Here is a 24572-nt window from a genome sequence, read left to right on the forward strand (position 1 = left end):
CGCCACCCCCGGCGACCTGGACCTCGGCGTGCAGGAGCTCGACGAGTTCGTCGCGCCGTTCGACTTCGGCGACTTCAAGGACGGCTTCGCCGTCGGCGCCGGCCTCGGTGCCGCCACCGGCGCGGCCGCCATCGCGATCGCCACCTGATCCGGCCCGCACCGACCCGACCGAGAGGAACGTCATGTCCCAGCAGTCCAAGCGCATGAACCCGACCCTCCTGCTGCCGCTCTTCGTGGCGGTCGCCTTCCTCCTCGTCCTCGGGGCGGTCGGCACCAGCAGCACCGCGGTCTGGGCGGCCCTGACCATCGTCCTCCTCGCCGCCGCCGCCGCCTTCGGCGCCGGCATCACCCGGGCGAGGCACCGCTGACCCCGGAGGAGAACACCGACGCGACACCCGGGACCGGACGCCACGAGGCGCCCGGTCCCGTCGTCGTCCCCGAGCGTCCGCGGCACGCGCGCTCGGTCGTCGTGCAGCCCGGTCCGGAGGACGCGGACCACGACCTGGTCGTCGTCGAGGACGATGGGCGCTACCTGCGCGTCAGCCGCCCCCAGGCGCGCGTCCTCGGCGCGCTGGACGGCTCGTGCACGATCGACGAGTTCAGCGACCGGTCCGGGCTGCCCGCCGAGTCGGTCCGCGGTCTCGTCGCGCAGTTCTCCGCCCTCGGCGTCCTCGTCGACGCCGAAGCCGAGGAGCCCCCGCCGCCGCCGCCGCCCAAGCGGCTGCGCTTCAAGGAGGCCGGCCGGCTCGAGTTCCGCGTCGTCGACCCCGATGCCCTGATCCGGCGCATCGTGCCGTTCGTCCGGCCGCTGGTGCACCCCGTCCTGATCCCGCTGATCGGGATCCTCCTGGCCCTGTCGGTCCTGGCCGCCGGTGTCGTGATCGCCCGCGACGAGCCGGACATCGGCCTGGCGTTCCGGCCGATCCCGATGGTCCTCCTGACCGTCGCGATGATCGGCACGGTGGTGCTGCACGAGCTCGGCCACGCCGTGGCCGTGGGCCTCGGCGGCGGTCGGGTCCGCCGGATGGGGGTGATGGTCTACTACCTCATCCCCGCGATGTTCTGCGACACGAGCGACTCGTGGCGCTTCCCGGCGCGCAGCCAGCGCGTGATGGTCGCCGCCGCCGGCCTGGCCGTGCAGCTGACCCTCACCGGCCTCGTCTGCCAGCTGCTCTGGCTGCCGCTCTCCCCCGAGCTGCAGGCGTTCATCATCGTCTACGCGGGGGCCAACGTCGGCCTCTCGATCTACAACCTGCTGCCGCTCGTCAAGCTCGACGGCTACTGGATGATCGTCTCCGGCCTCGACCGCTCCGGGTTGCGCGAGCGCGCGATCGAGGCCGCGGGCAGCTGGTGGCGCTGGCCCGCCCTCGGGGGCGAGCGGCCCCGGGCGACCCCCGCCGAGGTCGGTCTCGCACTGTTCGGACTCGCCTGCGCGATCGCCGGACCGGCGCTCATCCTCTACGCCCTCTGGCGCTACGGGGACTTCCTCATCGACCTCGGTCGGATCGCGGCCGCCCTCTGGCTGCTAGCCCTGATGTTCGCGTTCTGGAAGCCGGCCGTCAGCGCCGGGCGCGGCCTCGCGGGGATGGCCTGGGCCCAGCGCACCCGCGTCCTGCTCGTCGCCGGCACCGCCGTCGTCCTCGTCCTCGCGGTGCTCGTCGTGGTCGACGGCACCGGCGAGGACTCCCTCCTCGTCAGCGCGTGGACCGACCGGCTCCTGCCGGCCTGGCGCGCGTCCTGGTCCTGACCCCACCGATCGGATCCCCGTGAGCGCCCCGACCTACCCCCTCTGGCACCCGATGACCTCCCTCCCGGTCTACCTCGAGGACCCGGTGACCATCGTCGGCGGCGAGGGCTCGACGGTCGTCGACGACCGCGGCCGTCGCTACCTGTCCGCCACGGGCGGGCTGTGGAACGTCGCGTGCGGCTACGGGCGTCCCGAGATCGCCGCCGCGATCCGGGCGCAGCTCGACGAGCTGGCCTACGGGACCCTCTTCCGCTTCGGCAACGAGCCCGCCCTGCGCCTGGCGGCCCGGCTCGCGGAGCGGCTCCCCGCCGGTCTGGACCACGTCTTCCTGACCTCCTCCGGCGCGGCCGCCGTCGACACCGCGCTGCGGATCGCCCGGCGCACCGCCCGGCTGCGCGGCGAGCCCGACCGCACCCTGATCGCGTCGCTGAAGGACGGGTACCACGGCACGTCGGGGCTGGCCCTCGAGGTCACCGGCGAGGACCTCGACCACGCCGAGTACGGGGTGGAGCGTCGCGACATCGTCCTGCTGCCGACCCCCAACGTCCTCGCCCCCGTCGGCGAGCCGACCCCGGACCAGGCGCTCGCGGCCCTGGAGGAGCTCTTCGCGACCCGGGGCGCGCAGGTCGCCGCGGTCATCTTCGAGCCGATCCTGGGCTCCGCCGGCGTCGTCGACCTGCCCGACGCCTACCTCCGTCGCGCCCGCGAGCTGACCCGGGAGCACGGCGCGTTGCTCGTCGTCGACGAGGTCGCCACCGGGTTCGGCCGCACGGGCCGGCTGTTCGCGTGCGAGCACTGGGACCTGCAGCCCGACCTGCTGACGATGAGCAAGCAGATCAACTCGGGCTACCTGCCGCTCGGGGCCACCGCGGTGTCGCACGAGATCTTCTCGCTCTGGTGGGAGCAGGGCGCGAGCCTGTTCCACGGCGAGACCCAGGCCGGCAATCCGCTGGCCTGCGCCGCCGCGCTGGCGACCCTCGACGTGCTGGACGCGGACGACCTGCCCGGCCGCGCGCGGGTCGCCGGCGACCGTCTGCGCGCGCGCCTCGACGAGATCGCGGCCGGGACGCCGACCGTCGCCGGCGTGCAGGGCCGCGGCCTGATGCTCGGCGTCCACCTGACGCGCGACCCCGCCACCCGGGCGCGGATCCTCCCGGAGGACATGCTCGGCGTCGTGCGGCTGTTCGCGGACGAAGGCATCCTCGTGCACCCGGCACCCACCGGCTTCGGGCTCTTCCCGCCGCTGGTGATCACCGACGAGGAGTGCGACCGGATCGCGGACGTCGCCGAGGCCGTGCTCGGCAGCGCCGTCCCGGCGTGAGCGACCCGCTCTTCACCGTCGTCCTGCCCGCGTACGCGCGCGGCGCGGCGCTGCGGGCGACGCTCGACGGCGTCCTGGCCCAGACCGAGGGCTCGTGGGAGCTCGTGGTCGTCGACGACGCCAGCCCCGACGACACCGCCGAGGTCGCGGGCGGCACCGGGGACGAGCGGGTCCGCGTCCTGCGGCGGGCGGAGCGCGCCGGGGCGCCATCGGCGCCCCGCAACGACGGCCTCGCCGTCGCCCGGGGCCGCTGGGTGGCGTACCTCGACCACGACGACCGCTGGGAGCCCGGGCACCTCGCGACGCTGCGCCGGGCCTTCGAGCGTGGCGCGGAGGTCGTCGCCACCGGGTGCACCTGGGTCGACGATCGTGGTGGAGCGCTGCGGGAGACCGGTCTGCTCGACCTCGTGTGGTCGCCGGAGCTCGCGCTCGTCGGTCCGCTGTTCGAGCCCAGCCGCGTCGCCCACGTCACCGGCCTGGCCGAGGCCGCGGGCGGCTGGCGCCCGACGGACGGCCTGGAGGACTGGGACCTCTGGGTCCGGCTGTCGGACCGCACGTGGTCGACGACCGCCGCGCGCAGCGTCGCGATCGTCGAGGCCGAGGGCACCCGCCGCCACGATCTCGGATCGACCGGGTGGATGGCGGTGGCGGAGGTCCCCGACGAGGCCCGCGCCCACGAGGTGCTCCGTGCCCTGCACCGCCCCGCGACCCTCGACCGCGACCGGGAGCTCCACCGACGGGTCATGGACGACTGGTACCGGGCGGAGCTGTCCGCCGCGCACCTCGTCCTCCCCGACGACGCGGGGCCCCGCGACCTGACCGCCGCGCTGGACGCCGTCCGGACCGAGGACCCGTGGGCCCTCCTCGGCGCCCGGCGCGAGCAGGGCGGGACCTGGACCCTGGGGCGCTCGCTGCTCACCACCGGCGACGCCCACCGCGACCGCGTGATCGAGGTCCTCCGCCGTCGTCTGGCGCCGAAGTACGACCACGTCCGCCGGGTCGCCGCGTCGATCGCCGGGGAGCGGCGATGACCCCGCCTCCCGTCCCCCGCCGGGTCTCGACGACGCCGCTCCATCCCCCGTCCGCTGCCCCGGGGATGCGGCGATGACCGGCGCCTGGTGGCAGGCACCGGTCGTCCTGCGCTTCGGCGTCGGGACCGTCGCCGACGTCGGCGGGGCGACCGTGCCGATGGGCCGCCGCGTGGTCCTGGTGACGGACGAGCGACTCGACGTGGCACCGCCCGTCGCCGCCGTCTCCCGGTCCCTCGCCGCGGCCGGCGCGCTGGTCGTCCGTCACGTCCTCCCGGTCGGCGAGCCGGACCCCGCCGTCGTCGCGGGGCTCGCCGACGAGCTGCGGCGCACCCCGGCCGACGTCGTCGTCGCCGTCGGCGGCGGTTCGGTGCTCGACGCGGCGAAGCTCGGCGTCGTCGGCCGACGCGACCCCGCCGCGGCGACCCTCCTGGGCACGCCGCCGGACCGCACGGTCCTCGAGCTCGGGCCCTCCCCGCGTGGCCGCCCGCCGCGCCTGGTCCTGGTGCCGACCACCCACGGGACGGGCGCGGAGACCAGCGGGGTCGCGAGCATGAGGGCCGGCGGACGCAAGCACCTCGCGGTCGGCTCCGGGCTCTGGGCGGACGTCGCCGTCGTGGATCCGGCCCTCGCGGTCCGCCTGCCGCTCGACGCCCTGCGGGCCGGGGCGCTCGAGACGTGGTGCCGTGCCTTCTCGCTCTTCGCCTCACGGCCCGTCGCCGGCACCACCCCGTCGGTGAGCGACGCCTACGCCGTCGCCGCCGGTCGCAGCGTCGTGGCCGCCGTCGACGCCCTGGACCAGCACCCGGCCGGCGTCGACGTCCACGTCGAGCTGGCGGCCACCGCGAGCACGACGGCGCTGGGCTGGACGGGCCTCGGCCGCGATCCGCACGGCGCGCGGCTGTGGCAGGCGCAGAACGAGCTCTCCGCCCTCGCCGGCCTGCCGAAGAGCACGGCCCTCCCCGCGCTGGTCGCCGCGTACGTCGCGGTGGGGACGGAGCGCGACTCCACGCTGGGCGTCGCCGAGCGGATCGCCGACTTCGTCGACGACACCCTCCCCGGGCACGGCCCCGTCGTCGATCGCCTGCGGGCCTGGCTCTCGGGCCTCGGCACCCCGACGTCCGCCGCGGGCCTGGTCGCACCGGATCTCGCCGCACGGGTGATCGACCGCGTCGCGGAGGCCTGGGCGGCGAACGGCGCCGAGCCTCGCGCGGCCGCCGACGACGCCGTGAGGATGCTCGAGGCGGCGGGGATCACGACGGAGTCGCCGAGCGCCTGAGGCGGGCCCGGGAACGACGACGGCCGCCTCGTGGGCGGCCGTCGAAGGGCGGTGAGGACGCTGACGCGTCCCACCGGCGTGCGCCGCCGAGGCGGCGCGGGGAGCTCTAGACGAGCTCGATCAGGACCATCTCGGTGGCGTCGCTCTTCCGCGGCCCGAGCTTCAGGATGCGGGTGTAGCCGCCCGGACGCTCCATGTAGCGCGGGGCGATGTCCTCGATCAGCTTGTAGGCCGAGAACTTGTCCTGGCCGAGCTTCTGGAGGACCTGACGGCGGGCGTGCAGGTCGCCGCCCTTCGAGAGCGTGATGAGCTGCTCGATCTCGGGCTTCAGCGCCTTGGCCTTGGCCTCGGTCGTCTTGATCCGCTCGTGCTCGATGACCTCCTTGCAGAGGTTGCGGAGCAGGGCCTTGCGGTGCGCGCTGTCGCGGCTGAGCTTGTGGCGGTTCTTGTTGTGGCGCATCGTGTGGGTCTTTCTGGCGGCGGGGAGCGGCTCGACGGTGCCCGGGGGCTACTCGTCGCGGAGGCCGTAGCCCCGCGCCGCGAGGGTCTCGACGACCTCGTCGATGGACTTCTTGCCGAAGTTCGGGATCGCGGCCAGCTCGGCCTCGGTCTTCGAGGTCAGGTCGCCGACGGTCTGGATGCCGGCGCGCTTGAGGCAGTTGTAGGACCGGACGCCGAGCTCGAGCTCCTCGATCATCATCTCGTCGGTCGGATCGCCGTAGCCGTGGTCGCCCACGAGGCCGTCCTCGAGCTCGCCGCCGACGGAGGCGCGGAGCTCCTCGACGCGGTCCGGGTCGGTGAAGACCGCGAGCTGCTGGATCAGGATCTCGGAGGCCTCGCGGAGCGCCTCACCGGGCTCGAGCGAGCCGTCGGTCTCGATGTCCAGCGTGAGCTGGTCGAAGTCGGTGCGCTGGCCGACGCGGGCCGGCTCGACGCGGTAGGCGACGCGGCGGATCGGCGAGAAGATCGAGTCGATCGGGATGACGCCGATCGGCTGGTCGGCCGTCTTGTTCTCGTCGGCGGAGCGGTAGCCGCGGCCCTGGCCGATGGTCAGGTAGACCTCGAGCTTGGTGCCGGCCTCGAGGGTCGCGATGTGCGCCTCGGGGTTCAGGATCTCGACGCCGGCGGGCAGGTCGATGTCCTTCGCGGTGATCTCGCCCGGGCCCTCGGCCACGAGCGGCGCCTCGACCTCGGTCGCGTCGGAGTGCATGCGGCACACGAGCGTCTTGAGGTTCAGGACGATGTCCGTCACGTCCTCGGCGACGCCCTCGAGCGTCGTGAACTCGTGCGCGACGCCCTCGATGCGCACGTTGGTCACCGCAGCGCCCGAGAGGAAGCTCAGCAGCACCCGGCGGAGCGAGTTGCCGAACGTGTAGCCGAAGCCGCGCTCGAGGGGCTCGATGGTGAACGTGCCGCGGTTGTCCTCGACGGACTCGCGGGTGATTCGAGGGGTCTGGTAGTCGAGCATCAAGGTCCTTGCTTCGTCGGAAGACGCGCGGGCGGGGGGCGGGTCCGTTCGCGGTGCAGCGCGGCGGTGGGGCGTCGACTCCCCCGTCTCGCGCGCTGCTGGGTGCTGCTGGTGCTGCTCCCCGGAGCCGGTGCCGCGGGGACGGCGCGGACTCCGGGGTGGACGGCGACGCGAGTCACCGTCGGACCGGCACCCGGCCCGACCCCGGAGGGTCGGTCGAGCGGCCGGAGGGACTGCTGCTAGACGCGGCGCCGCTTCTTGGGGCGGCAGCCGTTGTGCGCCTGCGGGGTGACGTCGCGGACGGTCGTGATCTCCAGACCGGCGGCCTGCAGGGAGCGGATCGCGGTGTCGCGACCGGAGCCGGGGCCCTTGACGAAGACCTCGACCTTCTCGAGACCCTGCTCGATGCCCTTCCGGGCGGCCGAGTCGGCCGTGACCTGCGCGGCGAAGGGGGTCGACTTGCGCGAGCCCTTGAACCCGGCGCCGCCGGCGGACTCCCAGGCGATCACGTTCCCCTCCTTGTCGGTGAGGGAGACGATCGTGTTGTTGAAGCTCGTCTTGATGTGGGCCTGGCCGACCGGGATGTTCTTCTTCGGCTTGCGGCGGCCGCGCGCGGGGCGCTTGGGTGCGGGCATGGTGTTCGAAAGGCTCCGTTGCTACTTCTTGCCGGGCTTCTTCTTGCCAACCGTCGGCATGCGCTTCGGGCCCTTGCGGGTCCGTGCGTTGGTCTTCGTCTTCTGGCCGCGGACGGGCAGGTTGCGGCGATGGCGGAGGCCGCGGTAGCAGCCGATCTCCATCAGGCGCTTGACGGACTGGTTCCGCTCACGGCGGAGGTCACCCTCGACGACGACGTCGTTGTCGATGTGCTCACGCAGACGCGCGACCTGGTCCTCGGTCAGATCGCGGACCTTGGTGTCGCGATCGATGCCCGTGGCCGTCAGGATGTCGTTGGCGCCCGAACGGCCGATGCCGTAGATGTAGGTGAGGCCAATCTCGATCCGCTTGTTCAGCGGGATGTTGATGCCGGAGATGCGTGCCATGCCTCAGCCCTGCCGCTGCTTGTGGCGGGGGTTCTGACAGATGACGAGGACAGCGCCGTTACGGCGGATGACCTTGCACTTCTCGCACATCGGCTTGACCGACGGTCGTACCTTCATGGTCCTCTTTCTCGGCTCGCTATTCAGTGTGCTGGCTCTGACGGTCGCAAGACCTTCGCTACCAGCCACTGAGGCATGTCTCGCCGGAGGGGCGTGACACGCGCAGACTCGGCACGCTACCAGACAGCTCCCCGGGCACGTCGAACGGCACCCAGGCGGATCGCTCACAGTAGCAGCGACGCCCCGTCGGGGCCTCCCGCCCGTGCCTCGCGGCCCGATCACCAGCGGTCGGTCCCGCCCCACGGGGTGAGGACCCGCGGCCCCTCGTCCGTCACGGCGACCGTCACCTCGGCGTGGGTGGCCCGCGCGCCGTCGATCGTGAAGACGGACCAACCGTCGGGGGCCAGCCGGATCGCCGGTCGCCCGAGCGTCAGCATGGGCTCGACCGCGATCACCAGGCCGGCGCGCAGCTCGGGCCCGTGGCCGGGATGCCCGACGTTGGGCACCTGCGGCTCCTCGTGCAGGCTGCGTCCGACGCCATGGCCGATCAGCGTCGGGAAGACCCCGATGCCCTCACGGCCGGCGCGGGCCTGGACGGCGGCGCCCACGTCGCCCACGGTGCCGCCCGGGACGCAGACCGCGATCGCGTCGCGCAGGGCCTGCTCGGCCGTCGCGACGAGGTGCAGGTCCTGCGGACGTCCCTCCCCCACCACGAACGTCCGGGCGGCGTCGGTGACCCACCCGTCGAGCGTCACGCCGACGTCGAGCGAGACCACGTCCCCGTCGGCCAGCGGCCGGGGCCCGGGGATCCCGTGCACGACCAGGTCGTTGGGCGACGCGCAGATCGACCCGGGGAAGGCGCGGTAGCCGAGGAACGACGGCTGTCCGCCGTCCGCACGGATGTGCTCACGCGCGATCCCGTCGAGGTCCGCCGTGGTGACGCCCGCCGCGACCGCGCCGGCGAGGACGTCGAGGGTCCGGGCCAGGAGCGCGCCCGAGGCCGCCATGGCCTCGATCTCGGCTGCGGCCTTCAGGCGGGGCGGTCCCATGACGCGACACGGCCCCGCGAGGCGGGGCCGTGGTCCTCAGACCGCGTCTTCGAGGCGCAGCGTCGAGACGGTCTTGCGCAGGTGCGCCTCGACCTCCTCGGCGGGGGCCGTGCCGTCGAAGCGGTGCAGCAGGCCCTGGGCCTCGTAGAACGCGACGAGCGGCTCGGTCTGCTCGTGGTAGACGGCCAGGCGCTTGCGGATCGTCTCCGGCTTGTCGTCGTCGCGCTGGATCAGGTCGGACCCGTCGTCGTCGGCCTTGCCGGGGACCTTCGGCGGGTCGTGCTCGAGGTGGTAGATCCGCCCGGACTGCGACACGCGGCGCCCGGACAGCCGACGCACGATGTCGTCGTCGGGGACGTCGATCAGCAGGACGCCGCTGATGTCCCGCCCGAGCTCGCCCAGCGCCTCGCCGAGCGCCTCGCCCTGCGGGACGTTGCGGGGGAAGCCGTCGAGGACGAAGCCGTCGCGGGCCTCCTCGGACCGCACGCGCTCGAGGATCAGGCCGATGACGAGCTCGTCCGGGACGAGGTCGCCCGCGTCCATGAACGCCTTGGCCTGGACGCCGAGCTCGGAGCCCTCCTTGACCGCGGCCCGCAGGATGTTGCCCGTGACGACGTACTCGAGCGTCTCGGTCGACGTGAGGCGCTCGCCCTGCGTGCCCTTCCCGGCGCCCGGGGGGCCCAGGAGGATCAGGTTCAGCTCAGCCATCGGTGCGTCCTTCGTACGGGCGGTCGGGGTGGCGGGGGACGGGGCTCATTTCAGGAAGCCCTCGTAGTTGCGCATCATCAGCTGTGCTTCGAGCTGTTTGACGGTGTCCAGCGCGACGCCGACGACGATCAGCATCGACGTGCCGCCGAACGCGAAGCCCTGCGTGGTCTGGTTGAAGAGGATCGCCGGCACGGCGGCGACCGCGGCGAGGTACAGCGCGCCCGGGAAGGTCAGGCGGGCGAGGATCCGGTCGAGGAACTCCGCCGTCGGCCGACCCGGCCGCACGCCGGGGATGAACCCGCCGTACTTCTTCAGGTTGTCCGCCTGCTCCACCGGGTTGAACGTGACCGCGGTGTAGAAGTAGGTGAAGAGGATGATGAACACGGCCTCGGCGGCGATGTAGCCCCAGGTGCCGGGCAGCAGGGCCTCCTGCACGCCGTTCTGCGGGTTCTTCGTGATGACCTGGGCGATCGTCGGCGGGATCGAGAGGATCGAGGCCGCGAAGATGACCGGGATCACGTTGGCCATGTTGACCTTGAGCGGCAGGTAGGTCTGCCCGCCACCGCTCATCCGCCGGCCGATGACGCGTTTGGCGTACTGGATCGGGATCCGGCGCTGGCCCTCCTGCACGAACACCACGGCCGCGATGACGGCGAGCGCGATGAACGGCATCAGGACCTTGAAGACGGGGTCGCCGCTGTTCCACCAGGCCTGGATGCCGCCCGGGAGGCCGGAGACGATCGACGCGAAGATCATCAGCGACATGCCGTTGCCGACGCCGCGCTGGGTGATCAGCTCGCCCAGCCACATGACGATCATGGCGCCGCCGGTCAGCGACGCGGCGATCAGCACCATGTGCCCGGCGTTGAAGTTCTCGATCAGCGGCACGCCCGCCTGACCCTCCAGCGAGCGGAACAGCGTCACGTAGGCGAACGACTGGCCGAGGGCGAGGCCGACGGTCAGGTAGCGCGTGTACTGGGTGATCCGCTGCTGCCCGATCTCGCCCTCCTGCTTGAGCTTCTCGAGCGCGGGGACGACGACCTGCAGGAGCTGCAGCACGATCGACGCCGTGATGAACGGCATGATGCCGAGCGCGAAGATCGCGATCTGGCTCAGCGCGCCGCCGGAGAAGACGTTCAGCAGCTGCAGGGCACCGCCCTGGAAGGCGGCGTTGTCCTGCAGGGCCTCGACGCCGGCCTTGGAGACCCCGGGGACCGGGATCTGCGCGCCGATGCGGTACAGCGCCAGCAGGAACAGCGTGATGCCGAGCTTCTTGCGGATCTCCGGGACGGTGAGCGCGCCGGTAAGGATGCGGATCATCGGACTCGCAGTGGGAAGTGGGGCGGAACGGAGGACACGCGGGGAACGGACGGCGCGGGCCGTGAGGCCCGCGCGGGTGCTGCTGATCCTACGGTGCGGGCGCCACGGGCGCCTCGGACCCTCGCGACGAGGGGCCGCCCGGAAGGCGGCCCCTCGTGCTGCGGGGTGCTAGGCCTCGACGACGACGGCGGTGCCGCCGGCGGACTCGATGGCCTCGCGGGCGCTCTTGCTGAAGCCGTGCGCGTGGATCGTCAGCGACACGGACAGCTCGCCGCGGCCGAGGACCTTGACGGGGACGTCCTTGCGCTGACCGAGGCCCTTGGCCTTGAGGGCCTCGAGCGTGACCTCGTCACCGGCGGCGAAGCGCTCGGCGATGTCGTCGAGGTTCACCGGCTGCGTCTCCGTGCGGAAGCGCTCGAACGGCATCGACGTCTTCTTGTTCGGACCGCGCAGCTTGCGCAGTCGCGACTGGATCGGCGTCTGGCCGCCCTCGAACCGCGTGCGGTCCTTGGAGCCCGAGCGCGAGCCGGCGCCCTTGTGGCCGCGGCCGGACGTCTTGCCCATGCCGCTGCCGTGGCCGCGGCCGACGCGCTTGCGCGCCTTGCGGCTGCCCGGGGCGGGCTGCAGGTTGTGCAGCCCGATGTCGGTGGACTCAGGGCTCATGCGGACTCCTCCTCGACACGGACGAGGTGCCGGACCGCGTGCAGCGCACCGCGCGCCTGCGGCGTGTCCTGGACCTCGACGGTGTGACCGATGCGGCGCAGGCCCAGGGTGCGCAGCGTGTCGCGCTGCGCCTGGTTGCTGCCGATCTTCGACTTGAACTGCGTGGCCTTGATGGTGCTCACGCGGTCACCTCCTCTGCGGGGGCGTCCTCGGTGGCGTCGACGTCCAGCTCGGCCTCGACCGGGCGGTCGACCAGACCGAGCACGTCCTTGATCTGCAGGCCGCGGAGCTCCGCGACCTCGCGCGGGGTGCGCAGCTGCTGCAGACCCTCGACCGTGGCCTTGACCAGGTTGATGGGGTTCTGCGAGCCGAGGCTCTTGGTCAGGACGTCCTGCAGACCGGCGAGCTCGACCACGGCGCGGACGCCGCCGCCGGCGATGACGCCGGTACCGGGCGAGGCCGGCTTCAGGAGCACCTGACCGGAGCCGAAGCGCCCGATCACGGGGTGCGTGATGGTGGTGTTGTGCTTGGGGACGCGGAAGAGGTCCTTCTTCGCGCGCTCCACGGCCTTCTGGATGGCCAACGGGACCTCGTTGGCCTTGCCGTAGCCGATGCCGACGACGGAGTTCTCGTCGCCGACGACGACCAGGGCGGTGAAGGAGAAGCGGCGGCCACCCTTCACCACCTTGGCGACGCGGTTGATTTCCACGACCCGCTCCTGGAGATCCAGGCCGACGGGGCTGACAGTGCGATCGATCGTCATGGGTTCAGTGGCTCCTAGACGGTGAGCCCGCCCTCGCGGACCGCTTCAGCGAACGCCTTGACGCGCCCGTGGTACTGGTAACCGCCACGGTCGAAGACGACCGTGTCGATGCCCGCGGCCTTGACGCGCTCGGCGAGCGCCTTCCCGGTCGCGGCGGCCTGATCGGCCTTGTTGAGGCCGGAGAACTCCGACTCGGTCCAGCTGACGGAGGCGATCGTGTGACCGCTCCCGTCGTTGGCCAGGTCGTCGATGACCTGGGCGAAGATGCCCTTGTTGCTGCGGAACACGGCGACGCGCGGCCGCTCGGCGGTGCCGGAGACCTTCGCTCGCACGCGGCGCCGGCGCTTGAGCCGACGCGCTTCCTTCGTGACGACGCTCATGCGCGCTTACCGACCTTCCGGACGACGTACTCGCCCTCGTAACGGATGCCCTTGCCCTTGTAGGGCTCCGGCGGCCGCTTCTTGCGGATCTTGGCCGCGGTCTCGCCGACGAGCTGCTTGTCGGTGCCCTTGACGATGACGCGGGTGGGCTGCGGGACCTCGAACTCGATGCCCGCGGGGGCCTCGACCGTGACCGGGTGCGAGTAGCCGAGCGCCAGGTCGAGGGTCGTGCCCTTGAGCGACGCGCGGTAGCCGACGCCCTGGATCTCGAGCGTCTTGACGAATCCGTCGGTGACGCCCTCGACCATGTTGGCGATGAGGCTGCGGCTCAGGCCGTGGAGCGCACGGTGCGGGCCACGGTCCGTCGGGCGGGTCACGAGGATCTCGGACCCGTCCTGCGTGACCGTGATGTCGCGATGGATCTGCTCGGAGAGCTGACCCTTCGGACCCTTGACCGTGACGGTCCCGGTCTGGATGGTGATGTCGACGCCGGTGGGGACCGGGATCGGCTTGCGTCCAATGCGGCTCATGCGATTACCACACCTCGGCCCAGACCTCGCCACCGACGCCGGCCTTCTTGGCGTCGTGACCGGTCTTGATGCCGCTCGAAGTCGAAACGATCATGGTCCCGAGGCCGCCGAGCGACTTCGGGATGTGTCCGGCGTTCACGTAGTAGCGCTGGCCCGGACGGGAGACGCGACGCAGGCCGGTGATGGCCGAGCGACGGTCGTTCGTGTACTTCAGCGTGATCGTGAGCAGCTCGCCCGGGTGCTCCGTGGCGGGCGCGGTGCTGAAGTCGGAGATGTAGCCCTGCTCCTTGAGGATGCGGGCGATCTCGCGCTTGCTCCCCGAGGACGGGAGGACCACCGTGCGGTGCGCGGCCGTGATGGCGTTGCGGATCCGCGTCAGGAGGTCCGCGATGGGATCGGTCGTCGACATGCTTACCAGCTGCTCTTCGTCATACCCGGGATGTAGCCGCGGTGCGCGTGCTCGCGCAGGCAGATGCGGCAGATCCCGAACTTCTTGTAGACCGACCGCGAGCGGCCGCAGTTGCGGCAACGCGTGTACTCGCGGGTCTGGTACTTCTGGGGGCGCGCCTGGCGGACGCGCTGAGAGGTCTTCGCCATGGGTCAGCTCCCCTGGGTGGTGGACGGGTCGACGGGAGCGGGAGCGCCGGCGGGGCGCTTCCCCTCACGGGAGAACGGGAAGCCGAGCTCGGCGAGCAGGGCGAACGCCTCACCGTCGGTCGGAGCCGACGTCGTGATGGTGATGTCGAGGCCGCGGATCTGGTCGATCGCGTCGTAGTCGATCTCGGGGAAGATGATCTGCTCGCGGACGCCCAGGGAGTAGTTGCCCCGGCCGTCGAAGCTCGTCGTCTTCAGGCCCCGGAAGTCACGGACGCGCGGCAGCGCGATCGCGACGAGACGCTCGACGAACTCGTACATGCGCTCGCCGCGCAGCGTCACCGCTGCACCGACCGGCATGCCGTCGCGCAGCTTGAAGCCGGCGATGGACTTGCGGGCCCGGCGCACGTTCGGCTGCTGGCCGGCGATCGCGGCGAGCTGCTCGACAGCCGCCGCGAACTGCTTGTTGTCCTGCTTCGCCTCGCCGAGACCCATGTTCAGGGTCACCTTCTCGAGACGCGGGACCTGCATCACGGAGGTGTAGTCGCCGGCCTCGAAGAGGCGGGGACGGATCTCGTCGAGGTAGCGCGTCTTCAGTCGCGCGGTCGTGGTCGCACTCATGCGTACTACCTCAGTCGATCTGCTGGCCGGAGCGCTTGGCGACGCGCACTGCGCGACCGTCCTCGCTCCGGGTGACGCCCACGCGGGTGGGCTGGTTGGTCTTGGGGTCGACGAGCATGACGTTGGACACGTGGATCGCGCCCTCCTGCTCGACGACGCCGCCCTGGCTGGCCGGCGTACCGGGCAGCGCGGACGGGTTCGGCCGCTGGTGCCGCTTGACGATGTTGACACCTTCGACGACCACGCGGTCCTTCGAGGGGTCGACGGAGACGACGGTGCCGGTGCGACCGCGGTCCTTGCCGCTGATGACGACGACCTGGTCGTCGCGTCGGATGCGAAGCGCCATGGCTTACAGCACCTCCGGGGCGAGGGAGACGATCTTCATGAACGAGCGGTCGCGCAGCTCGCGCGCCACCGGTCCGAAGATGCGGGTCCCCCGCGGGTTGTTGTTCGCGTCGATGATGACCGCGGCGTTCTCGTCGAAGGCGATGTACGTGCCGTCCTCGCGACCGAACTCCTTGCGGGTCCGGACGACGACGGCCTTGACGACCTCGCCCTTCTTGACGGTGCCGTTCGGCGTCGCGGCCTTGACCGTGGCCGTGATGGTGTCGCCCACCCGGGCGTAACGGCGGCGGGAGCCACCGTGCACGCGGATGGTGAGGATCTCGCGGGCGCCGGTGTTGTCGGCGACCTTCAGGCGGGACTCGTTCTGGATCACTTCGCACGCTCCACGATCTCGGCGAGCGTCCAACGCTTGGTGCGCGAGAGCGGGCGGGCCGACTCGATGCGGACCGTGTCGCCCTCACCGGCGTCGTTCTGCTCGTCGTGCGCGTACAGCTTGGTCGTGTGACGCACGATCTTCTTGTACTTCGGGTGCCGCTTGGAGTGGTCGATCCGGACGGCGAGCGTCTTGTCGCCCTTCGCGGACACGACGACGCCCTGGCGGACCTGCTTGCGGCCGGGCTCCCACTCGGGGGTGGGGGTGCCGCGGTCGGTGCCGGCCTCGGCGCCCAGCTTGGACGCCTTCTTCTCCCGCTCCTGCAGGCGGCGGCGCCGACGGGCGACGGCCTTCTGCTTGCGCAGGGCCTTCCGCTCCTCGGCCTTCTCCTCGATGGACTTCGGCGCGTTGGCCTCGGTCCCGGAGCGCTGGCGGTGCCAGGCGCGCTTCTGGACGGGCGACAGCGACGGGTCAGGACCCTCCGGGGCCTTGGGGGCCTCCGGCTCGGTCTCGACGGCGTCGGTCGGCTCTTCGGTGATGTTCTCGGGGTTCTCGTCAGCCATGGGGCTCAGCCGTTCTCAACGTCGATGCCGCGCTGGCGGGCCACCGTGATGGCCCGGGCCAGCTCGCGGCGCGTGCTGCGCAGCGAGGCGGTGTTCTCGAGCTCGCCGGTCGCCTGCTGGAAGCGCAGACCGAAGAGCTCCTTCCGGAAGTTCGTGATCTGCTCGAGGATCTTCTGATCGTCGAGGTCACGCAGCTCCTGCGTACGCATCAGTCGTCCTCCGCCGTGACGAACTTGGTCCGCACGGGCAGCTTGTGCGCCGCCAGGCGGATGGCCTCACGGGCCAGGTCCTCCGGCACGCCGGAGATCTCGAACATGACCCGGCCCGGCTTGACGACCGCGACCCAGCCCTCGGGCGAGCCCTTGCCGGAACCCATGCGGGTCTCGGCCGGCTTCTTCGTGACGGACTTGTCCGGGAAGATGTTGATCCAGACCTTGCCGCCACGCTTCATCTTGCGGTTCATGGCGATACGGGCAGCCTCGATCTGACGGTTGGTGATCCAACCGGCCTCGAGGGTCTTCAGCCCGTACTCACCGAACTGCACGTGGTTCTGGCCACGCGACAGACCGCGCTTGCGGCCACGGTGGACCTTGCGGTGCTTGGTGCGCTTCGGGGAGAGCATCAGCGACCACCCTGCGGGCCACGCCCGCGGCCGCCTGCGCCGCCCGGACCACCGGGACCGCGGCCACCCTGGCCGCCGCCCTGACCGCCGCGACCGCCGCGGTCGCCGCCGCCGAAGCCGCCGCGCCCACCGCCGCCGCCGCCGTCACGACCGCCACGACCGCCACCGCGACCGCGGTCCTGGGTCGAGGGACCGTCGACGTCGGTGAGGTCGGAGCCGCCGTAGCCCTCCGGCATGATCTCGCCCTTGTTGACCCAGACCTTCACGCCGATGCGACCGAACGTCGTCTTGGCCTCGAAGAAGCCGTAGTCGATGTCCGCACGCATGGTGTGCAGCGGCACGCGGCCGTCCTGGTAGGACTCCGTGTTGCTCATCTCGCGACCGCCGAGGCGGCCGGAGACCTGGATCTTGCAGCCCTTGGCGCCCGAGCGCATGGCGCTCGTGAGGGCGCGCTTCATCGCGCGGCGGAACGCCACGCGGTTCTGCAGCTGCTCCGCGACGGACTGCGCGACGAGCTTGGCGTCGAGCTCCGGCCGGCGGACCTCGAGGATGTTGACCTTGACCTGCTTCTTGGTGATGCGGTGCAGATCCTTCCGCAGCGCATCGACCTCGACGCCGGACTTGCCGATGACGACACCGGGACGAGCCGTCCGGATGGACACCTCGACCTCGTTCTTGTTCTTCTTGATCGAGATGTCGGAGAGGCCGGCGTGCGCCAGCTTGCCCTCGATGTGATCACGGATCTGCCGGTCCTCGTGGAGGAAATCGGCGGTGTTCTGCGCGCTGAACCAGTGGGACTTCCAGTCGTGGATGTACCCCACGCGCATCGACTCGGGATGGACCTTCTGTCCCATCAGCCTTGCTCCTTCGGCGTGAGCTGCACGGTCAGGTGACTGGTGCGCTTGTTGATCCGGTACGCCCGGCCCTGGGCACGCGGCTGGAACCGCTTGAGCGTGGGGCCGTCGTCGGCGGTGATGCTGTGGATGACGAGGTCGTCACCCACGAGCTCGTGGTTGTTCTCCGCGTTCGCGATCGCGGACTCGAGCACCTTGCTCCAGTCCTGCGCCGCCGAGCGGGTGCTGTGCTGCAGGATCGCGCGGGCCGTCTGCACGTCCTTGCCGCGGACGAGGTCCGCGATCAGACGCGCCTTGCGCGGCGTCGTGCGCACGTACTTGGCGACGGCGCGGACCACGGGGGCCTCGCCGACGGGCTGGCTGCGGCGCGCGCGACGGGCGTCGGCGCGGGCCCCACCCCGGACCTGGGTGACCGGAGCGGCAGCGTGGCTGTGCTCGTGGTCGCCGTGGTCGTGCGAGTGGTCGTGGACCTCGGACGCGTCGTCCTCGGTCTCGTCGGCCTCGACGTCCGCAGCCTCCGCCGTGACGCCCTCGTCGGGTGCCTCGGTAGCAGCCTCCTCGACCTTCGGCAGCGTCTCCTCGACCTCGTCGGTCTCGGGCGTCACCTGGGCCTGCGGCTCGTCGTTGGTGTCGTTCTGGGGGGTCTCGTCAGCCATTGCTCATCGCCTCTTGGCGGTGTCGCCGTGACCGCGGTAGGTCCGCGTGGGCGCGAACTCGCCCAGCTTGTGACCGACCATCGACTCCGAGACGAAGACCGGAACGTGCTTCCGGCCGTCGTGCACGGCGATCGTGTGGCCGACGAACTCCGGGAAGATCGTCGAAGCCCGCGACCAGGTCTTGATCAGCTTCTTGTCGTTGGAGGCGTTCATGGTCTCGATGCGCGTCATCAGACGCTCCTCGACCCACGGCCCCTTCTTGCTCGAGCGACTCACGGCTACTTCCTCTTGCCCTTGCCACGCTTGCGTGCGCGCACGATGTAGCGGTCCGAGGGCTTGTTCTTCTTACGGGTGCGGTAGCCCAGCGTGGGGACGCCCCACGGGGTCACCGGGTGACGGCCCGGGGTCGTGGAACCCTCGCCGCCGCCGTGCGGGTGGTCGACCGGGTTCATGGCCGTACCGCGCGTCTGCGGGCGGACGCCCATGTGACGCTTGCGGCCGGCGTTGCCGATCTTGACGTTCTGGTGCTCGGCGTTGCCGACGGACCCGATCGTCGCGCGGCAGGTCTCCATGACCAGGCGCATCTCGCCGGACGGCAGGCGCAGGGTCGCCATGCCCTGGTCCTTCGCCATCAGCTGGATGACCGTGCCGGCGGAACGGCCGAGCTGGCCACCCTTGTTCGGCTGGAGCTCGACGTTGTGCACGATCGTGCCGGCCGGGATGTCCCTCAGGGCGAGCGCGTTGCCCGTCTTGATGTCCGAACCGGGGCCCGACTGCACCAGCGTGCCGACCTCGAGGCCACGGGGGGCCAGGATGTAGGACTTCACGCCGTCCAGGTAGTGGAGCAGCGCGATGTACGCCGTGCGGTTGGGGTCGTACTCGATCGCGGCGACGCGGGCGGGGACGCCGTCCTTCGTGCGCTTGAAGTCGATCTTGCGGTACAGGCGCTTGGCGCCGCCACCGCGGTGACGCGACGTCTTGCGACCGTTGTTGTTGCGACCGCCGGACTTCGTGAGGCCCTCCACGAGCGAGCGCTCGGGGGTGGTCTTCGTGATCTCGGCGAAGTCCGCGTACGTCGCGAACCGCTGACCCGGGGTCGTCGGCTTGGGCTTGCGAATGGCCATGGCTTACTCCTCGATCCCGGAGAGGGAGGCGAAGATCGGGATCTCCTGGCCCTCGCCGACCTGGACGATGGCCTTCTTCCAGGAGCGCGTCCGGCCGGCGGTGGATCCGCGGCGCTTCGGCTTGCTCTTGACGGAAGAGGTCTTCACCGCGAGCACGTCGACCGAGAAGAGCTCCTCGACCGCGGCGCGGATCTGCGTCTTGTGGGCGTCCGGATGGACCCGGAACGTGTACTTGCCGACGGTGGCGAGCACGTAGCTCTTCTCACTGACGACGGGACGGATGATGACCTGGGTCGCGTCCATGTCAGGCCTCCGTGGAGGTGGTCGTGGACTGGGCGTCGCCCGCGACGCGGGCGACGAGCTCGTCGACCGCGGCCTGCGTGAGCAGGACGCGCCGGGCGCCGACGACGTCGGCGACACCGGCGGCCACGGCGGGGAGCACGTTGATCGTCGGCAGGTTGCGGAAGGACAGCGCCGTCCGCTCCTCGCCGGCGGCGAGCAGCAGGAGCGTCTTGCCCTTGCCGTCCGTGTCCCAGCTCGCGATCGTCGAGACGGCCGCCTTCGTGGAGGGCGTGTCGAACGCGGCCGTGTTCAGGCCGGCGATCGAGCCGCGCTGCGCCTGCAGCGACAGCGCGCTGCGGAGCGCCGCGCGCTTCTCCTTGCGGTTCACCTTGAAGGTGAAGTGGCGCGGCTGGGGTCCGAAGACCGTGCCGCCGCCCGTCCAGATCGGGGAGCGCGAGGAACCGGCACGGGCGCGGCCCGTGCCCTTCTGGCGCCACGGCTTGGCGCCGCCGCCGGAGACCAGGCCACGCGTCTTGGTGGACGACGTGCCCTGACGACGGGCGTTCAGCTCGTGCCGGACGTTCTGGTGGACGAGCGGCCCGTTGAACTCGACGCCGAAGACGGCATCGTCGAGCTGCAGGGTGCCGCCGCCGAGGATCGGTGCATCAGCCATCGGTCCGAACCTCCACGAGGCCGTTCTTCGCGCCCGGCACGGAGCCGCGCACGATCAGCAGGTTGTCGTCGGTCTCGACGCGCACGACCGTCAGGCCGCGCTGCGTCACGCGCTCCGCGCCCATGTGGCCGGGACCGCGGATGCCCTTGAACACGCGGGCCGGCCATGCGGCGGCACCGATCGAGCCCGGGGCGCGGGTGTTGTGCGAGCCGTGGGTCACGGGACCACGGGCGAAGCCGTGGCGCTTGACCGTGCCCTGGAAGCCCTTGCCCTTCGACGTGCCCGCGACGCGGATCTTCTGACCCGGCTCGAAGGCGCCGACGGTGACCGACTGGCCGACCTCGACGTCGATGTCGACGTCGCGGAACTCGACCAGGTGACGGTGCGGACCGACGCCGGCCTTCTTCAGGTGCCCGAGCTCGGGCTTGGAGAGGTGCTTCTCCTTCGTGGCGCCGAAGGCGAGCTGGACGGCGTCGTAGCCGTCGCGCTCAGCCGTCCGGCGACCCGTGACGGGGCACGGGCCGGCCTCGAGCACGGTGACGCGCTCGACGGTGCCGTCCTCGAGGAACAGCTGGGTCATGCCCAGCTTCTTGGCGAGAATCGCGGCCATCTGGGTCACCCGGCCAGTCGGATCTCGATGTCGACGCCCGCGGGGAGGTGATCGAGACGCTGGAGCGAATCGACCGTCTTCGGGGTCGGCTGATGGATGTCGATCAGGCGCTTGTGCGTACGGATCTCGAAGTGCTCGCGGGAATCCTTGTCCTTGAAGGGGGACCGGATCACGCAGTAGACGTTCTTCTCCGTCGGAAGCGGCACGGGACCGGAGACGCTGGCGCCGGTGCGCTGAGCGGTCTCGACGATCTCCTTGGCGGCCGACTCGATGGCCGACGTGTCGTAGGCCTTGAGGCGGATGCGGATCTTGTTTTGTGTGGCGGCTGCCATCGGGGCTCTCTGCTGTCCGTTCCGTCTGATGACTGGAGGAAGATCTGGGCTGGGTACTGCCGGGGTCACTGGACCCCTCCGCCCGCGTGCGGGAGGCGCACATCGGCCGGCCCAGCGGGGTGGCACCGCACCCGCGGACGAGGTGTCCGCGGGCGGGGCCGTGAGGGCGAGGCGGCCGGAGCCGCCTGCGCCTCAGGTGCTGCTGGTCCTAGGCGATGACCTCGGCCACGACGCCGGAGCCGACCGTGCGGCCACCCTCGCGGATGGCGAAGCGCAGGCCCTGGTCCATGGCGATCGGCTGGATCAGCTCGATCTCCATCTGGACGTTGTCGCCCGGCATGACCATCTCCGTGCCCTCGGGCAGGTTGGCCACGCCCGTCACGTCCGTCGTGCGGAAGTAGAACTGCGGCCGGTAGCCGGAGAAGAACGGCGTGTGACGGCCACCCTCCTCCTTCTTGAGGATGTAGACCTCGGCCTTGAACTTCGTGTGCGGCGTGATCGAGCCCGGCTTGCACAGGACCTGACCGCGCTCGATGTCCTCGCGCTTCAGACCACGGAGCAGCAGCCCGGCGTTGTCGCCGGCCTCGCCGCGGTCCAGCTGCTTCTTGAACATCTCGACGCCGGTGACGACCGTCTTCGACGGCTCGCGGATACCGACGATCTCGACCTCGTCACCGATGGTGATGACGCCCTGCTCGATGCGGCCCGTGGCGACCGTGCCACGACCCGTGATCGAGAAGACGTCCTCGACCGGCATCAGGAACGGCTTGTCCAGGACGCGGACCGGCTCCGGGATGTAGGTGTCGAGCTGCTCGGCCAGGTCGAGGATCTTCTGCTCGTACTCGGCGTCGCCCTCGAGCGCCTTCAGCGCCGAGCCCGTGACGAACGGGATGTCGTCGCCCGGGAAGTCGTACTCGTTGAGGAGGTCGCGAACCTCGACCTCGACGAGCTCCAGGAGCTCCTCGTCGTCGACCATGTCGGCCTTGTTGAGGAACACGACGATGTACGGGACGCCGACCTGCTTGGCGAGCAGGATGTGCTCACGCGTCTGGGGCATCGGGCCGTCAGCGGCCGACACGACCAGGATCGCGCCGTCCATCTGGGCGGCACCCGTGATCATGTTCTTCACGTAGTCGGCGTGCCCGGGGCAGTCGACGTGCGCGTAGTGCCGGTTCTCGGTCTCGTACTCGACGTGCGAGGTGGAGATCGTGATGCCGCGCTCCTTCTCCTCCGGAGCGTTGTCGATCTCCGCGAACGAACGAGCCGAACCGCCGCCGGCCTTCGCCAGCACCGTCGTGATCGCCGCCGTCAGCGTCGTCTTGCCATGGTCGATGTGACCGATGGTGCCCACGTTGACGTGGGGCTTACCGCGCTCGAACTTCTCCTTCGCCACTGGGCGCTCCTAAGTCTTGTTCTTCGATGGGGTCGGTGCCGACGTTCGCCGGCTCCGGCTCTGGGCGAACCCGTGAAGGGTAGCCAGAGCCGGGGTGTTCATGCGGTGCGGTGGGGCTACTTGCCCGTCCGCGTCGCGACGATCTCTTCGGCGACGTGCGAGGGCACCTCGTCGTAGCGCTCGAACTGCATCGTGTACGTCGCGCGGCCCTGGGTGGCCGAGCGGAGGTCCGTCGAGTACCCGAACATCTCGCTCAGCGGGCAGTACGCCGTGACGATCTGCGCGTTGCCGCGCGGCTCCATGCCCTCGATCCGCCCACGCCGGCGGTTGAGGTCGCCGATGACGTCGCCCATGAACTCCTCGGGCGTGACGACCTCGATCTTGAAGATCGGCTCGAGGAGGATCGGCTTGGCCCGGCGGGACGCCTCGGTGAACGCCATGTTCGCGGCGATCTTGAAGGCGACCTCCGAGGAGTCGACCTCGTGGTACTTGCCGTCCGTGACCGTGACCTTCACGTCGACCATGGGGTAGCCGGCCTTCGGCCCGCTGTCCATGCCCTCGCGCAGGCCCTTCTCGACCGCGTTGTGGTAATCGACCGGGATCGAGCCGCCCTTGATCTTGTTCTCGAAGACGAAGCCCTCACCGGGCGCCGGCTCCATGGAGATCACGACGACACCGAACTGGCCGGAACCACCGGTCTGTCGGACGAACTTGCCCTCGACCTTCTCGACGAGGGACTTGACCGTCTCGCGGTAGCTGACCTGCGGCGTACCGACGTTGGCCTCGACGTTGAACTCGCGCCGCATGCGGTCGACGAGGATCTCGAGGTGCAGCTCGCCCATGCCGGAGATCTCGGTCTGACCGGTCTCCTCGTTGGTCTCGACCTGGAAGGTCGGGTCCTCCTCGGCGAGGCGCTGCAGGGCGACGCCCATCTTCTCCTGGTCGGCCTTGGTCTTCGGCTCGACGGCCACCTTGATGACCGGCTCGGGGAAGTCCATCGCCTCGAGGACGATCGCGTGGTTCGGATCGCAGATGGTGTCGCCGGTGTAGACCTGCTTGATGCCGACGGCCGCGGCGATGTCGCCGGAGTAGACCTTCTCGACGTCCTCGCGGTCGTTGGCGTGCATCATCAGGATGCGGCCGATGCGGTCGGTCTTGCCGGTGTTGGTGTTCAACACCTTCGAGCCGGCCTCGAGGATGCCCGAGTAGACGCGGAAGAAGACGAGCTTGCCGACGTAGGGGTCCGTGGCGATCTTGAACGCCAGGGCGGCGAACGGGGCGGAGTCGTCGGACGGACGCTCCTCCTCGTGCTCCTCTCCGTCACGCGCGGTGACGATGCCCTTGATGGCCGGCACGTCGAGCGGCGACGGCAGGTAGTCGACGACGGCGTCGAGCAGGGGCTGGACGCCCTTGTTCTTGAAGGACGAGCCGCACAGGACCGGGTTGATCGAGAGCGCCAGCGTCGCGGCGCGGATGGCGCTCTTCAGACGGGCGACCGGGACCTCCTCGCCCTCGAGGACGAGCTCCATGAGCTCCTCGTCGAAGTCGGCGACGGCGTCGAGCAGCTTCTCGCGCGCGGCGGCGGAGACGTCGGCGTACTCCTCGGGGATGTCGATGACGTCGACGTCCTTGCCGATGTCGTCGCGGTAGTACGTCGCCTTCATCTCGACCAGGTCGATGATGCCGGCGAAGTCGCCCTCGGCACCGATCGGCAGCTGGATCGGCACGGCGTTGGCGCCGAGGCGGTCGATCATGGTCCGGACGGACATGTCGTAGTCCGCGCCGGTGCGGTCCATCTTGTTGACGTAGGCGATTCGGGGCACGCCGTAGTCGTTGGCCTGGCGCCAGACCGTCTCGGACTGGGGCTCGACGCCGGCGACGGAGTCGAACACGGCGACGGAGCCGTCGAGCACGCGCAGGGACCGCTGGACCTCGACCGTGAAGTCGACGTGGCCCGGCGTGTCGATGATGTTGATGCGGTGCTGGTCCCACTCGGCGGTGGTGGCGGCGGAGGTGATCGTGATGCCACGCTCCTGCTCCTGCTCCATCCAGTCCATGGTGGCGCCACCGTCGTGGACTTCGCCGATCTTGTAGTTACGACCGGTGTAGAAGAGGATGCGCTCCGTCGTCGTCGTCTTACCGGCGTCGACGTGAGCCATGATCCCGATGTTTCGGGT

36 protein-coding genes are annotated in these 24572 nt (G+C 70.8%); 5 read left to right on the forward strand and 31 right to left on the reverse strand.

Annotated features, from left to right (window positions below):
* The first annotated feature begins 182 nt into the window (after window positions 1-182).
* The 5 genes from Q7T67_RS02560 (at window position 183) to Q7T67_RS02580 (ending at window position 5375) form a co-directional block, all read left to right on the forward strand.
* Window positions 183-368, forward strand: coding sequence for a hypothetical protein (locus tag Q7T67_RS02560; RefSeq protein WP_304785768.1), 186 nt, complete (start codon window positions 183-185; stop codon window positions 366-368).
* Window positions 369-469: 101 nt separating this feature from the next.
* Window positions 470-1747 (forward strand): hypothetical protein, encoded by a 1278-nt coding sequence (locus tag Q7T67_RS02565; protein ID WP_304785769.1) that lies wholly within the window; start codon window positions 470-472, stop codon window positions 1745-1747.
* 19 nt (window positions 1748-1766) lie between these two features.
* Entirely contained in the window at window positions 1767-3068 is a 1302-nt protein-coding gene (locus Q7T67_RS02570; protein ID WP_304785770.1) for an aspartate aminotransferase family protein, read from the forward strand.
* Entirely contained in the window at window positions 3065-4099 is a 1035-nt protein-coding gene (locus Q7T67_RS02575; RefSeq protein ID WP_304785771.1) for a glycosyltransferase family A protein, read from the forward strand. The genes Q7T67_RS02570 and Q7T67_RS02575 overlap by 4 nt, the downstream gene beginning before the upstream one ends.
* A gap of 73 nt (window positions 4100-4172) precedes the next feature.
* A complete protein-coding gene (locus tag Q7T67_RS02580; protein ID WP_304785772.1) occupies window positions 4173-5375 on the forward strand; it encodes an iron-containing alcohol dehydrogenase in 1203 nt (400 codons plus the stop codon).
* A gap of 106 nt (window positions 5376-5481) precedes the next feature.
* On the opposite strand, the gene rplQ is transcribed toward Q7T67_RS02580, so the two are convergent.
* The 31 genes from rplQ to fusA all read right to left on the reverse strand — a co-directional run.
* On the reverse strand, window positions 5482-5835 hold the full coding sequence (gene rplQ / locus Q7T67_RS02585; RefSeq protein WP_304785773.1) for a 50S ribosomal protein L17: 354 nt from the start codon (window positions 5833-5835) through the stop codon (window positions 5482-5484).
* A 48-nt stretch (window positions 5836-5883) separates the two neighbouring features.
* Window positions 5884-6843 (reverse strand): DNA-directed RNA polymerase subunit alpha, encoded by a 960-nt coding sequence (locus Q7T67_RS02590; RefSeq protein ID WP_304785774.1) that lies wholly within the window; start codon window positions 6841-6843, stop codon window positions 5884-5886.
* A 239-nt stretch (window positions 6844-7082) separates the two neighbouring features.
* The gene (rpsK, locus tag Q7T67_RS02595) at window positions 7083-7478 is read right to left on the reverse strand and encodes a 30S ribosomal protein S11 (protein WP_007577092.1); all 396 of its coding nucleotides are present in this window, start codon (window positions 7476-7478) and stop codon (window positions 7083-7085) included.
* Window positions 7479-7499: 21 nt separating this feature from the next.
* Complete coding sequence (rpsM, locus tag Q7T67_RS02600; RefSeq protein WP_304785775.1) at window positions 7500-7883, reverse strand: 30S ribosomal protein S13; 384 nt, start codon at window positions 7881-7883, stop codon at window positions 7500-7502.
* Window positions 7884-7886: 3 nt separating this feature from the next.
* Window positions 7887-8000 carry a 50S ribosomal protein L36 gene (gene rpmJ / locus Q7T67_RS02605; RefSeq protein WP_084629688.1) on the reverse strand — a complete coding sequence of 38 codons (114 nt, stop codon included), beginning with the start codon at window positions 7998-8000 and terminating at the stop codon, window positions 7887-7889.
* Window positions 8001-8218: 218 nt separating this feature from the next.
* Window positions 8219-8989, reverse strand: a complete 771-nt coding sequence (gene map, locus Q7T67_RS02610) for a type I methionyl aminopeptidase (protein ID WP_304785776.1) — start codon at window positions 8987-8989, stop codon at window positions 8219-8221.
* Window positions 8990-9025: 36 nt separating this feature from the next.
* Window positions 9026-9688 (reverse strand): adenylate kinase, encoded by a 663-nt coding sequence (locus Q7T67_RS02615; RefSeq protein WP_370695347.1) that lies wholly within the window; start codon window positions 9686-9688, stop codon window positions 9026-9028.
* 54 nt (window positions 9689-9742) lie between these two features.
* Entirely contained in the window at window positions 9743-11017 is a 1275-nt protein-coding gene (gene secY / locus Q7T67_RS02620) for a preprotein translocase subunit SecY (protein ID WP_304785778.1), read from the reverse strand.
* Window positions 11018-11185: 168 nt separating this feature from the next.
* Window positions 11186-11680: a 50S ribosomal protein L15 gene (rplO, locus tag Q7T67_RS02625; RefSeq protein ID WP_370695344.1), complete on the reverse strand. Its 495-nt coding sequence runs from the start codon at window positions 11678-11680 to the stop codon at window positions 11186-11188.
* On the reverse strand, window positions 11677-11862 hold the full coding sequence (gene rpmD / locus Q7T67_RS02630) for a 50S ribosomal protein L30 (protein WP_304785779.1): 186 nt from the start codon (window positions 11860-11862) through the stop codon (window positions 11677-11679). Before rpmD ends, rplO begins: the two co-directional genes overlap by 4 nt.
* Complete coding sequence (gene rpsE / locus Q7T67_RS02635) at window positions 11859-12443, reverse strand: 30S ribosomal protein S5 (protein WP_304785780.1); 585 nt, start codon at window positions 12441-12443, stop codon at window positions 11859-11861. The genes rpmD and rpsE overlap by 4 nt, the downstream gene beginning before the upstream one ends.
* A gap of 14 nt (window positions 12444-12457) precedes the next feature.
* Window positions 12458-12823 carry a 50S ribosomal protein L18 gene (gene rplR, locus Q7T67_RS02640; protein ID WP_304785781.1) on the reverse strand — a complete coding sequence of 122 codons (366 nt, stop codon included), beginning with the start codon at window positions 12821-12823 and terminating at the stop codon, window positions 12458-12460.
* Complete coding sequence (rplF, locus tag Q7T67_RS02645) at window positions 12820-13353, reverse strand: 50S ribosomal protein L6 (RefSeq protein WP_304785782.1); 534 nt, start codon at window positions 13351-13353, stop codon at window positions 12820-12822. The genes rplR and rplF overlap by 4 nt, the downstream gene beginning before the upstream one ends.
* A 4-nt stretch (window positions 13354-13357) precedes the next feature.
* Complete coding sequence (gene rpsH / locus Q7T67_RS02650) at window positions 13358-13762, reverse strand: 30S ribosomal protein S8 (RefSeq protein ID WP_304785783.1); 405 nt, start codon at window positions 13760-13762, stop codon at window positions 13358-13360.
* Between the two features lie 2 nt (window positions 13763-13764).
* Window positions 13765-13950, reverse strand: coding sequence for a type Z 30S ribosomal protein S14 (locus tag Q7T67_RS02655; protein ID WP_304785784.1), 186 nt, complete (start codon window positions 13948-13950; stop codon window positions 13765-13767).
* A gap of 3 nt (window positions 13951-13953) precedes the next feature.
* On the reverse strand, window positions 13954-14568 hold the full coding sequence (gene rplE, locus Q7T67_RS02660; RefSeq protein WP_304785785.1) for a 50S ribosomal protein L5: 615 nt from the start codon (window positions 14566-14568) through the stop codon (window positions 13954-13956).
* 10 nt (window positions 14569-14578) lie between these two features.
* A complete protein-coding gene (gene rplX, locus Q7T67_RS02665; protein ID WP_304785786.1) occupies window positions 14579-14914 on the reverse strand; it encodes a 50S ribosomal protein L24 in 336 nt (111 codons plus the stop codon).
* Window positions 14915-14917: 3 nt separating this feature from the next.
* On the reverse strand, window positions 14918-15286 hold the full coding sequence (gene rplN, locus Q7T67_RS02670; protein WP_022928235.1) for a 50S ribosomal protein L14: 369 nt from the start codon (window positions 15284-15286) through the stop codon (window positions 14918-14920).
* Window positions 15283-15849, reverse strand: a complete 567-nt coding sequence (rpsQ, locus tag Q7T67_RS21190; protein ID WP_370695345.1) for a 30S ribosomal protein S17 — start codon at window positions 15847-15849, stop codon at window positions 15283-15285. The genes rplN and rpsQ overlap by 4 nt, the downstream gene beginning before the upstream one ends.
* A gap of 5 nt (window positions 15850-15854) precedes the next feature.
* Window positions 15855-16058, reverse strand: a complete 204-nt coding sequence (rpmC, locus tag Q7T67_RS02680; RefSeq protein ID WP_304785787.1) for a 50S ribosomal protein L29 — start codon at window positions 16056-16058, stop codon at window positions 15855-15857.
* Window positions 16058-16471 (reverse strand): 50S ribosomal protein L16, encoded by a 414-nt coding sequence (gene rplP, locus Q7T67_RS02685; protein WP_304785788.1) that lies wholly within the window; start codon window positions 16469-16471, stop codon window positions 16058-16060. Before rplP ends, rpmC begins: the two co-directional genes overlap by 1 nt.
* Complete coding sequence (gene rpsC / locus Q7T67_RS02690) at window positions 16471-17325, reverse strand: 30S ribosomal protein S3 (protein ID WP_370695346.1); 855 nt, start codon at window positions 17323-17325, stop codon at window positions 16471-16473. Before rpsC ends, rplP begins: the two co-directional genes overlap by 1 nt.
* On the reverse strand, window positions 17325-17663 hold the full coding sequence (gene rplV, locus Q7T67_RS02695) for a 50S ribosomal protein L22 (RefSeq protein WP_304785798.1): 339 nt from the start codon (window positions 17661-17663) through the stop codon (window positions 17325-17327). The genes rpsC and rplV overlap by 1 nt, the downstream gene beginning before the upstream one ends.
* 321 nt (window positions 17664-17984) lie before the next feature.
* A complete protein-coding gene (rpsS, locus tag Q7T67_RS02700; protein WP_304785789.1) occupies window positions 17985-18257 on the reverse strand; it encodes a 30S ribosomal protein S19 in 273 nt (90 codons plus the stop codon).
* 2 nt (window positions 18258-18259) lie between these two features.
* A complete protein-coding gene (gene rplB / locus Q7T67_RS02705; RefSeq protein WP_304785790.1) occupies window positions 18260-19105 on the reverse strand; it encodes a 50S ribosomal protein L2 in 846 nt (281 codons plus the stop codon).
* 3 nt (window positions 19106-19108) lie between these two features.
* Window positions 19109-19408, reverse strand: a complete 300-nt coding sequence (rplW, locus tag Q7T67_RS02710) for a 50S ribosomal protein L23 (RefSeq protein WP_304785791.1) — start codon at window positions 19406-19408, stop codon at window positions 19109-19111.
* Between the two features lies 1 nt (window position 19409).
* Window positions 19410-20060 (reverse strand): 50S ribosomal protein L4, encoded by a 651-nt coding sequence (rplD, locus tag Q7T67_RS02715; protein ID WP_304785792.1) that lies wholly within the window; start codon window positions 20058-20060, stop codon window positions 19410-19412.
* Complete coding sequence (gene rplC / locus Q7T67_RS02720) at window positions 20053-20670, reverse strand: 50S ribosomal protein L3 (protein WP_304785793.1); 618 nt, start codon at window positions 20668-20670, stop codon at window positions 20053-20055. Before rplC ends, rplD begins: the two co-directional genes overlap by 8 nt.
* A gap of 5 nt (window positions 20671-20675) precedes the next feature.
* Entirely contained in the window at window positions 20676-21002 is a 327-nt protein-coding gene (rpsJ, locus tag Q7T67_RS02725; protein ID WP_026912978.1) for a 30S ribosomal protein S10, read from the reverse strand.
* 208 nt (window positions 21003-21210) lie between these two features.
* Complete coding sequence (gene tuf, locus Q7T67_RS02730; RefSeq protein WP_304785794.1) at window positions 21211-22395, reverse strand: elongation factor Tu; 1185 nt, start codon at window positions 22393-22395, stop codon at window positions 21211-21213.
* Between the two features lie 116 nt (window positions 22396-22511).
* Window positions 22512-24572: elongation factor G (gene fusA / locus Q7T67_RS02735; protein ID WP_304785795.1), on the reverse strand; the 2061-nt coding region annotated here is incomplete at its 5' end.

Origin of the sequence: Patulibacter sp., from assembly GCF_030655195.1 — a bacterium.
Taxonomy (GTDB): Bacteria; Actinomycetota; Thermoleophilia; order Solirubrobacterales; family Solirubrobacteraceae; genus Patulibacter.

Coding starts and splice junctions, on each gene's coding strand:
- rplO (WP_370695344.1), bottom strand. CDS start 11,680: ATGAGCCCTGAGTCCACCGACATCGGGCTGCACAACCTGCAGCCCGCC.
- secY (WP_304785778.1), bottom strand. CDS start 11,017: ATGATCCGCATCCTTACCGGCGCGCTCACCGTCCCGGAGATCCGCAAG.
- rplB (WP_304785790.1), bottom strand. CDS start 19,105: ATGGCCATTCGCAAGCCCAAGCCGACGACCCCGGGTCAGCGGTTCGCG.
- rpsE (WP_304785780.1), bottom strand. CDS start 12,443: ATGACGATCGATCGCACTGTCAGCCCCGTCGGCCTGGATCTCCAGGAG.
- rplF (WP_304785782.1), bottom strand. CDS start 13,353: ATGAGCCGCATTGGACGCAAGCCGATCCCGGTCCCCACCGGCGTCGAC.
- Q7T67_RS02590 (WP_304785774.1), bottom strand. CDS start 6,843: ATGCTCGACTACCAGACCCCTCGAATCACCCGCGAGTCCGTCGAGGAC.
- rpsQ (WP_370695345.1), bottom strand. CDS start 15,849: ATGGCTGACGAGAACCCCGAGAACATCACCGAAGAGCCGACCGACGCC.
- Q7T67_RS02580 (WP_304785772.1), top strand. CDS start 4,173: ATGACCGGCGCCTGGTGGCAGGCACCGGTCGTCCTGCGCTTCGGCGTC.
- rplX (WP_304785786.1), bottom strand. CDS start 14,914: ATGGCGCTTCGCATCCGACGCGACGACCAGGTCGTCGTCATCAGCGGC.
- rpsH (WP_304785783.1), bottom strand. CDS start 13,762: ATGTCGACGACCGATCCCATCGCGGACCTCCTGACGCGGATCCGCAAC.
- rplD (WP_304785792.1), bottom strand. CDS start 20,060: ATGGCTGATGCACCGATCCTCGGCGGCGGCACCCTGCAGCTCGACGAT.
- map (WP_304785776.1), bottom strand. CDS start 8,989: ATGGGACCGCCCCGCCTGAAGGCCGCAGCCGAGATCGAGGCCATGGCG.
- Q7T67_RS02655 (WP_304785784.1), bottom strand. CDS start 13,950: ATGGCGAAGACCTCTCAGCGCGTCCGCCAGGCGCGCCCCCAGAAGTAC.
- rpsK (WP_007577092.1), bottom strand. CDS start 7,478: ATGCCCGCACCCAAGCGCCCCGCGCGCGGCCGCCGCAAGCCGAAGAAG.
- rplE (WP_304785785.1), bottom strand. CDS start 14,568: ATGAGTGCGACCACGACCGCGCGACTGAAGACGCGCTACCTCGACGAG.
- Q7T67_RS02560 (WP_304785768.1), top strand. CDS start 183: ATGTCCCAGCAGTCCAAGCGCATGAACCCGACCCTCCTGCTGCCGCTC.
- rplP (WP_304785788.1), bottom strand. CDS start 16,471: ATGCTCTCCCCGAAGCGCACCAAGCACCGCAAGGTCCACCGTGGCCGC.
- rpmC (WP_304785787.1), bottom strand. CDS start 16,058: ATGCGTACGCAGGAGCTGCGTGACCTCGACGATCAGAAGATCCTCGAG.
- rplQ (WP_304785773.1), bottom strand. CDS start 5,835: ATGCGCCACAACAAGAACCGCCACAAGCTCAGCCGCGACAGCGCGCAC.
- rpsJ (WP_026912978.1), bottom strand. CDS start 21,002: ATGGCAGCCGCCACACAAAACAAGATCCGCATCCGCCTCAAGGCCTAC.
- rplW (WP_304785791.1), bottom strand. CDS start 19,408: ATGGACGCGACCCAGGTCATCATCCGTCCCGTCGTCAGTGAGAAGAGC.
- rpsC (WP_370695346.1), bottom strand. CDS start 17,325: ATGGGACAGAAGGTCCATCCCGAGTCGATGCGCGTGGGGTACATCCAC.
- rpsM (WP_304785775.1), bottom strand. CDS start 7,883: ATGGCACGCATCTCCGGCATCAACATCCCGCTGAACAAGCGGATCGAG.
- rplR (WP_304785781.1), bottom strand. CDS start 12,823: ATGAGCGTCGTCACGAAGGAAGCGCGTCGGCTCAAGCGCCGGCGCCGC.
- rpmJ (WP_084629688.1), bottom strand. CDS start 8,000: ATGAAGGTACGACCGTCGGTCAAGCCGATGTGCGAGAAGTGCAAGGTC.
- rplC (WP_304785793.1), bottom strand. CDS start 20,670: ATGGCCGCGATTCTCGCCAAGAAGCTGGGCATGACCCAGCTGTTCCTC.